Below are 2,519 nucleotides of genomic sequence, written 5' to 3'. Positions count from 1 at the left end.
GATATTAATCGTGCAAAAATAATAAATAATAATATGAACAATTCTCGCCTAGTAGAAGTTAGTAAGTATTTGAGTTTGGTGTTAAGACACCAACCTGAGAAAATAGGTATTAAACTCGATCCTCATGGTTGGGTTGCTATAGAAGAACTATTGAAAGCAGCTAAAAATCATAAATTTCCTATCTGGGAAACAGAACTTTATACAGTTGTAGAAAATAACGATAAAAAACGATTTTCTCTAGACCCTAGTGGTACTCTTATTCGTGCTAACCAAGGACACAGTGTAGAAGTAGATTTGCAATTAGAACCAGAAATACCTCCAGATATACTTTATCATGGTACAGTAATTCGTGTAATTGACTCAATTAAAAAGACTGGTTTGCAGAAAATGTCAAGACATTATGTTCATTTATCAAATGATATTACTACAGCTAGAAATGTAGCAAAAAGAAGAAAGGGGAAATCTATAGTATTAGTAGTAGATGCAATGGGAATGTTTCAAGATGGTTATAACTTTTACCTTTCTGCAAATAATGTTTGGTTAGTTAATGAAGTTCCCCATAGATATTTGCAAATTTTAGATACTTGAAGGTGAAAGACTGTAACGATATTTTTTTAATTTGGTTTAACAAAAAAAATTATAAGATTTGATAAGATTTGATAATTTTTGCCTCTTGCGTTTAGCACGGTAAGCATTCAGCTATTAGCATTCAGCAATCAGATGCATGAACTTATGCAAGGAATAACTGAGGTTAGGTTATAGCCAATTTCATTAATGAATTTTAATTCTCCTTGGTATATAATTCCCCTCTAGTATGATAATAAGTTAACAACAAATAGCTGATAGCTGTTAACGCAGTTCCTCCGCAGGAGGCTGGCTGACTGCTGAATGCTTACTTAGCATGAGTGCCCATATTTAGCTATTAATTTATCATAATTCCTTTATGAAGAGCAAAAAAAAGAAGATAATAAAAGTAATCAATTAGCCATCAGCAAGCAAGTTAATCGGAAATGGTACAGGTGATAAATATTATCTTAAAAGAAAATTTGTGTACTATGTAGAACTTGAATAAACTATGGGAACAGGATACTTCGACAGTAAACAAAATAATCCTCAAAATAAAGGATTACTAGGAGCAGGTTGGCGACCACTTTACCGAGAATTTGATTGGGAATATCTATGGCATTTATTATCTAATGACCCTTGGGAAGTTAGCAAAAAAACTCTTGATATAGCTAGTGATATTGCTGATGCTTTAGGTCGTAATCAATTTCCTTGGTGGGCGAATATATTAAACATTTTTTCAGAAAGTACACGATACGAATTTGATGAATTTTGGGATTATATAACTCCTCAACCTCCAACTCCAGATTATCGTTATAAAGATTTATTGAGCATAGAAACTCCAGTTACACGAACTATTACAAGAGAAAGTATTCCTATTGAATATGCTCTGAATAGACTTCAAGAAATTACTATTTTTAAAATCCTTGACTTATTGGGTAAACCTGACATAATTACCCAATCATTTATGGAAAGAAATTTTTATTATCCGACAGAAAGATTTATCAGTTGGGAACGGCTAGAAACTTTAGGTACAGTATATAGCTATTGGTCAAAATATTGCTGTTGGCTACAAATAGAAACTTATGACAAAGGCAGACGTTACTACAGCTTAATTTCTAAAGATATAGCACCACTTGTGAGAAAATCGACCTACAATATGGCAGTTATGGTAAGTGGTTATCAATGTCGTATAGGGCAAGTTCAAAGTCAATTTCCTATTAATACATTTCCTCAAGATATTCAAAACTTTACTGATACAGTACAACAAGAAATTTTGGCACAAAATCAACTAGCTATATTAATAAGTGGAGAACCAGGAACAGGTAAAACAGCTTGGACTCAAGCAGTAGCAAAAGAGATTTTAGTTCCTTTAGGATATGTAATTTTTATCTTAGATCATGATGCAGTAGAAAATTTTGTACCACCAACATATTTAGAACAGATTTGTTTGATTATTAATGAGGCGGATAATTTAGCTCAAGATCGCTCTTTAGAAGTGGCACAAACTAATAGTAAAACAGAACATATTCTCAGTTTGTTAGATGGTACTTTATATCAAAGCGTAGTAGATGAATCTGGAATTAATCATCAGCATAAATTAGTTGTTTTAATGACCTGCAATACTAAAGAAAGATTAGACCCCGCAGTTTTACGCAAAGGTAGAGTAGATTTAATGTATGAATTTACTTACCACTTTGTTTAGGGGTTAGTTTTGGGAAAAAATATTAATTTACATCCTATCTGAAATAGTTTTTGAAACAGTTTAATACTAATCTATTTTCCCTATTCCCTAAATTCCTAAAGCATTTTACCTCATCAACTCCAAAAATGCTGTAATCTTCACACACCAGGAATGAATTTATGTAACTGAAAATTTATTGAACATCAAATAAATATTAAGAATATTTAGCATTGTAGTTTGAATGACGTTAAAATAATTAGAAGAATTATTC

The 2,519-nt window shown here is 31.7% G+C and carries 2 protein-coding genes; both read left to right on the top strand.

Annotation, left to right across the window (positions count from 1 at the left end; translation table 11 throughout):
- Positions 1-588, top strand: a 588-nt coding sequence (locus AFK68_RS02045) for an RNA 2'-phosphotransferase (protein ID WP_371357201.1), incomplete at its 5' end; no start/stop codon positions are given.
- Positions 589-1,075: 487 nt separating this feature from the next.
- A complete protein-coding gene (locus AFK68_RS02040) occupies positions 1,076-2,269 on the top strand; it encodes an AAA family ATPase (protein WP_094671229.1) in 1,194 nt (397 codons plus the stop codon).
- Positions 2,270-2,519: the final 250 nt, after the last annotated feature.

The sequence above is a fragment of the Hydrocoleum sp. CS-953 genome, from assembly GCF_002260545.1.
Classification (GTDB): domain Bacteria; phylum Cyanobacteriota; class Cyanobacteriia; order Cyanobacteriales; family Microcoleaceae; genus Trichodesmium.
Note: the sequence above shows the minus strand (reverse complement) of the source record. Positions and strands in the feature narration are given on the sequence as shown.

Coding starts and splice junctions, on each gene's coding strand:
- AFK68_RS02040 (WP_094671229.1), top strand. CDS start 1,076: ATGGGAACAGGATACTTCGACAGTAAACAAAATAATCCTCAAAATAAA.